The organism is Flavobacterium sp., assembly GCF_024710485.1.
Classification (GTDB): domain Bacteria; phylum Bacteroidota; class Bacteroidia; order Flavobacteriales; family Flavobacteriaceae; genus Flavobacterium.
Map to the genome: position 1 here is coordinate 1 of NZ_JANJUQ010000012.1, position 5,204 is coordinate 5,204.

General features: G+C 40.2%; 3 protein-coding genes and 1 pseudogene. 3 read left to right on the top strand and 1 reads right to left on the bottom strand.

Features of this window, described 5'->3' with window-relative positions; genetic code table 11:
* The 3 genes and pseudogenes from Q0M21_RS02680 to clpX form a co-directional block, all read left to right on the top strand.
* Positions 1-486, top strand: a pseudogene (locus Q0M21_RS02680) (trigger factor); the annotation flags it as partial.
* 292 nt (positions 487-778) lie between these two features.
* The gene (gene clpP / locus Q0M21_RS02685) at positions 779-1,435 is read left to right on the top strand and encodes an ATP-dependent Clp endopeptidase proteolytic subunit ClpP (protein WP_283239413.1); all 657 of its coding nucleotides are present in this window, start codon (positions 779-781) and stop codon (positions 1,433-1,435) included.
* Between the two features lie 75 nt (positions 1,436-1,510).
* The gene (gene clpX, locus Q0M21_RS02690; protein WP_295334374.1) at positions 1,511-2,740 is read left to right on the top strand and encodes an ATP-dependent Clp protease ATP-binding subunit ClpX; all 1,230 of its coding nucleotides are present in this window, start codon (positions 1,511-1,513) and stop codon (positions 2,738-2,740) included.
* A 52-nt stretch (positions 2,741-2,792) separates the two neighbouring features.
* On the opposite strand, the gene Q0M21_RS02695 is transcribed toward clpX, so the two are convergent.
* Positions 2,793-4,988, bottom strand: a complete 2,196-nt coding sequence (locus tag Q0M21_RS02695; protein WP_295334377.1) for a TonB-dependent receptor — start codon at positions 4,986-4,988, stop codon at positions 2,793-2,795.
* Positions 4,989-5,204: the final 216 nt, after the last annotated feature.

The window sequence follows — 5,204 nt, forward strand, 5'->3', positions numbered from 1 at the left end:
TTCGCCCAACAAGCCGACCAAAAATTCTTAAACGATGTAACCGAGTTCTTAATCGCCAACACCAAGTTCGATTTACCGGCCGAGTTTTTGAAAAAATGGATCCAAACTACCGGTGAAAATCCGTTAACTGCCGAAGAAGCAGAAGCAGAATACGCTAAATCTGAAAACGGTTTGCGTTACCAATTGATCGAAGGTAAAATCATCACCGAAAACGGTTTGCAAATAACCTTCGACGATTTAAAAGCTTACACAACTGAGCTCATCAAAAAACAAATGGCACAGTTCGGGCAAATGAACCCAACCGACGAAGATGTGCAAGGTATCGTGGCGCGCGTGATGTCCAACCAAGACGAAGTACGTCGTTTGTCTGAACAAGTCATGAACGAAAAAATGTTGAACTTGTTCAAAGACAAGGTAAAAGCCAAAACCAAAGAAGTAAACTACGACGAGTTTATCAAAGCGATGTACGGCGAGTTGAAACACTAAAAGATTATTTACTATATTTGAGCGTCAAAGTAATTTGGCGCTTTTTTTATTAGAAGCTAATCCGGCTATACGTTCCAATCTTTTTATTGTTGTCAACCTGAGCGCAGTCGAAGGGTTTTTTCTAAACAATAAAAAGGATTTCCACTACTATCCGGGCTAGGGTTCCAACCTTAAGCGACACAATGTCATCTTTTAAAAAAGGCACAACCTTTGACTAAATCAAAATCATAGGAAGTTTATGGTGAACCACTGTAAACTTTTAAACTCATAAACTTTTAAACCAAAATCTAAAATGGACTACGGAAAGGAATTTAAAAAGTTTGCGACCAAAAAACACGGCGTAAACAGTCTGTATTACGATAAAATCGTAGCAAGCATGACACCTTATATCATCGAAGAACGCCAACTCAACATTTCGCAACTCGACGTGTTTTCGCGTTTAATGATGGACAGAATCATCTTCATGGGAACGGGTGTCGACGATTATATGGCCAACATCATCCAAGCGCAATTGTTGTTCTTAGAAAGTGTTGACGCATCTAAAGATATCCAAATTTACATCAACTCTCCGGGCGGAAGTGTGTATGCCGGACTCGGAATTTACGACACCATGCAGTACATCAAACCCGATGTGGCCACCATCTGTACCGGAATGGCAGCCTCTATGGGCGCGGTATTGTTGTGTGCCGGAGCGGCCGGAAAACGTTCGGCTTTACCACATTCCAGAGTGATGATTCACCAACCGTCAGGCGGAGCACAAGGCGTAGCTTCCGATATGGAAATCAATTTAAAAGAAATGTTGAAACTGAAAGACGAATTGTACCATATCATTTCGCACCATTCAGGCCAACCTTTCGAAAAAGTATACAAAGACTCGGAGCGCGACTATTGGATGATCGCCGACGAAGCCAAAGAGTACGGCATGATTGATGAAGTGTTAAGAAGATAAATTCAGTCTACAGTTTACAGTCTCAGTTCACATAAGAGTGACTGCGACTGCGACTGCGACTGCTAACTAAAAAAAATGGCAAAACAAGTTTTAGAATGTTCCTTTTGCGGGAGGAAAAAACCGGAGACCAATTTATTAATCGCCGGAATTAATGCGCATGTCTGCGATCGTTGTATCGAACAAGCACATGGCATCGTGATGGAGGAATTAAAAGGAAATGCCGTCAAACAATCGGCCGATTTGGTGTTGAAAAAACCCAAAGAAATCCGTGCGTTTCTCGACCAATACGTAATCGGACAAGACCAAACCAAAAAGGTCATGTCGGTAGCCGTATACAACCACTACAAACGTTTAATGCAACTCCAACATGAGGAAGATGTGGAAATTGAAAAATCCAACATCATCATGGTCGGCCAAACCGGAACCGGAAAAACTTTGGTAGCTAAAACCATCGCGCGCATGTTGGATGTTCCGTTGGCTATTGTAGATGCAACGGTATTAACCGAAGCCGGTTATGTAGGCGAAGACGTGGAAAGCATCTTAACCCGTTTGCTCCAAGCCGCTGATTACGACGTGGCCAAAGCCGAAAGAGGTATCGTATTTATTGATGAAATAGATAAGATTGCCCGCAAGAGCGATAATCCGTCTATAACCCGTGATGTTTCCGGTGAAGGGGTTCAACAAGCCATGTTGAAATTACTGGAAGGAACTGTAGTTAACGTGCCGCCGAAAGGGGGAAGAAAACACCCGGACCAAAAATTCGTAGAAGTCAACACCAAAGACATTTTGTTCATCGCCGGTGGTGCCTTTGACGGAATCGAGCGTATCATCTCGAAACGATTGAATCGCCAAGCGGTAGGATATAGTACTTCGAAAAACACGGACAATGTCGACAAAGACAATTTGTTGCAATACATCATCCCAAAAGACATCAAAGATTTTGGATTAATCCCGGAAATCATTGGTCGTTTGCCGGTGTTAACACACATGGATCCGTTAGATAAAGCCACTTTACGCGCTATTCTAACCGAACCGAAAAATGCGTTAATTAAGCAATACGAAAAGCTATTCGCCATGGATGAAGTGAAATTCTCTATTACAGATGAAGCACTGGATTATATAGTGGATAAAGCGTTGGAGTACAAACTCGGCGCCCGCGGATTACGTTCATTGTGCGAAGCGATTTTGACTGATGCGATGTACGATTTGCCAAGCTCTGACGAAAGACAACTTCATATCGATTTGGATTATACGCACGATGCGCTGACCAAAAACTTATTGAAACGTTTAGAAATAGCGTCTTAAAATTGAAAAATCCCTCAGCTGAGGGATTTTTCGTTTACTAATTATAACCAATTTATTTTAGGAATCCTCCACCCGAGTTGGTCTTCTCGATATTGATATTGGTGTTCTCTTTCTTCAAAGACAAATCACCAAAATTATAGGTCAATGATATTCTAAAGGTTCTGGAATCTTGTTTTTGGTAAAACTTGGTCTCCAAATTGGTAGAGGAAACCAAAGCATTCACTTCGTTTTTATTGAACACATCAAAACAATGCAAGCCTATTTTCAGGTTTTTATTTAGGAAATCTTTGTTGAACGAAATGTCAAACTGCTGTATCGGTTTGGTGATTTGGTAGATTTCCCAAGTGCCTTTCGGTAAAATGAAATACGACATAGAGTTTTTAATGTTCCAAGGCAAGATGAATTGGGCTTGAGCTGAGAAATTCCAAATGGGTTTGTTTTCATACGAAAAAGTATAGCCTTCGGTCATGGTTTTGATGTAGTTCACATTTAGGAAAATGTAATTCATTTTGTCCATATTGTTCATGCGATTTTGAAACTCTTCTTTACCTTTGAAAAAGTAATCCAACGGAACAGGGAACGAAGCAAACAAACTCATCGTTTTTACTTTGTCAAACTGTTGGAAGGTTTGGTTGCTCACCAATTCACCGGGTTCAGCAGTGAAAATAAAATTGTTTCTGTCGCGGGCAATGGTATAATTGCCACCCAAACTCACAAATTGGAACGCTGTCATTTTCACTTCAAAGTTGTCAAAAAATGCCGGTTTCAAAAACGGATTGCCTTGCGAAGTATTGTACTGATCGAAGTTGGCAAAGTTGTTTGGGTCCAACACATTGTAATCGGCTTGGAAAATTTTCTTAGAGTACGAAGCCGATAGGTTCATGTTTTCGCTAAACTCATACAAAGCACTGGCATTCGGAAAGAAATTGGAGTTGGTAAAATCAACTTCGGTTTCCGTATCGTCTTGAATGGCCAATCGGTCGACTTTATAATCTTCAAAACGCAATCCGGCAGTCAAACTTAACTTCTTGATTTTTTTACGGGCTTCCACGTAAAAGGCCAAATTGGTTTCGGTATAATTAAAATCGATAACACTGTTCACGGGTGAATTCAAATTGTAAATTCCTTTGTCGTTTACTTTGATATAGTTGTATTTCCCACCAGTATTGAGCGAAAAATCCAGCTTTTTAAATGGAATGGCGAAGTCGTATTTTAAGTAATGGTTGGTCAAGTTAAAATCGATTTTTCCATTGTAAAAAGTTGCTGTTTCATTGTTTTGTCCGTTGGAAACCGTATTCGGGTTTCGGTTGAAAAAGTTGCTGTAAGCGATAATGTCAAAGGTTCTGCCAATGGTATCTAACTTTGTTTTGTACTGTAAACTCAACTCATTGTTGCTGTTTTTGATTTTCGATAAACTATGGTTGGTGAAATCAATCCCGGTACCAACGGTGCTCGCATCTCCTGTAATTCGGTCATTGCCCAAATTCAAGTTGTAATTGAACAGCAAGTTTGATTTTTCGTTCAGTTTGTAGTTGGTGCCGGTTCTCCAATAGAAATTTCGGTTGGTAAACTGCGCAAAATTCTTTTGAAATAATCTTTCATTTGGGGCAAATGAGGTGAAGGTTTGATCGTTGCGATTTTTGCTTTCGCTGTCGATGTAATTGTAGCCTATCATGGTTTGCCAACTCAAATCTTTCACTTTCCCGTTAAGCAAAATTTGCGGACTCGGTTTTTGGTACTGATTGAAATTGTAATTGATGTTAAAGCTCGCATTCAGTCCTTTTTTGCGTTTGGTACTGGTTACAATATTAATAATCGAGCCACTGGCGTCGGCGTCAAAGGAAGCACCCGGATTGTAAATTAATTCTACTTTCTCAATGGCGTTGGCCGGGAGAGTAGACAAGTAGTTTTGCAGGTCGTTGCCACTTAAGGTGCTTGGCGCGCCATCGATATAAATAGTTACGCCGCGACTGTTTAAGGTTATCGTTCCTGTTGGAGAAGTGATGACACCAGGAATTTTCTTTACGGCTTCCAAACTACTGCCGCTGTTGAGCATAGCATTGTCGCGAACACTGATCGTAGTTTTGTCTGACTCTACTTTCAGGTACTGTTTTCTGTTACCGTAAATGGTAACTTCTTTTAACTCGGTTGGGTTTTCTGAAGGTTTTTTATCTTCAGTTTTTGGCGTTTCTTGTGCAAAAGTAAAGGCAGTCGCCAATAAGCACAAAGGAATACTTAGTGATTTCATGGATGTTGATTGATTGATGATTGTCTTGTAAGACTTTCAACACATCCAAATGTTACAACACTACTGAAATTTTTAGCAATTTTGTTTTGAAAAAGGTATCTTTTGTATCGGATTTTCAACTTCACATCGGCTTGGACCGCAACCCAATCTTTTTGGACCACAAGAAGTTATAAAGCCTAAAAGTAGGAGTAAAGCAAATAATTTTTTCATTTTTAA

Coding starts and splice junctions, on each gene's coding strand:
- Q0M21_RS02695 (WP_295334377.1), bottom strand. CDS start 4,988: ATGAAATCACTAAGTATTCCTTTGTGCTTATTGGCGACTGCCTTTACT.
- clpX (WP_295334374.1), top strand. CDS start 1,511: ATGGCAAAACAAGTTTTAGAATGTTCCTTTTGCGGGAGGAAAAAACCG.
- clpP (WP_283239413.1), top strand. CDS start 779: ATGGACTACGGAAAGGAATTTAAAAAGTTTGCGACCAAAAAACACGGC.